Here is a 545-nt window from a genome sequence, read left to right as displayed (position 1 = left end):
GCGCTTTACGGCACGGGGCTCGGGTTGCCAGGGGCGCAGCTCGTCCTGGTGGCGCTCGCCGTATTCGGCGATCAGCTTGGCGTCGACCTTGTCGGTCTTCACCCGCTGCAGCTGGCTGCGGGCGTAGTGGGCGATCTGCGCCGGGTTGAGGACACAGACCCGATAGCCTTGCTCCAGCAGCCATTCGGCCAGGGCTTCATGGTGGATGCCGGTGGCCTCCATCACGACCCAGGCTCCGGGTTCGCTGTGTTTGTTCAGCCAGTCGCGCAAGATGGCGAAGCCCGCTTTGTCGTTGGCCAGCTTGGCCTTGGTGCGGTACTTGCCGTTGGGCTGCAGGGTGGCGAGGTCAAAGGTGTGTTTGGCGATGTCGATGCCGATGACGCTGGGCATGGATTCTCCTCTCGATCCGTTCAGACGCGATCATCACTGCACCCGGCCCAACCTTGTGAATGCGAGCTCAAGGCTCTGGATACCGTTCGGGCTGTTCGAGTGAGTGTGGAGGGGCGGAGCACTATCTACGTTGCAGGCTCGCGGCCTAAGGGTGG

The 545-nt window shown here is 63.5% G+C and carries 1 protein-coding gene; it reads right to left on the bottom strand.

What is annotated here, in order from left to right:
• The coding region (locus tag SZ55_RS13720) for an IS110 family transposase (protein WP_044406953.1) at positions 1–390 on the bottom strand (390 nt) is incomplete at its 3' end.
• Between the last annotated feature and the right edge of the window lie 155 nt (positions 391–545).

The sequence above is a fragment of the Pseudomonas sp. FeS53a genome (assembly GCF_000931385.1).
In the GTDB taxonomy this organism is placed as follows: domain Bacteria; phylum Pseudomonadota; class Gammaproteobacteria; order Pseudomonadales; family Pseudomonadaceae; genus Metapseudomonas; species Metapseudomonas otitidis.
The sequence above is the reverse complement of the archived record's forward strand: the minus strand, read 5'-3'. Positions and strand labels throughout refer to the sequence as shown.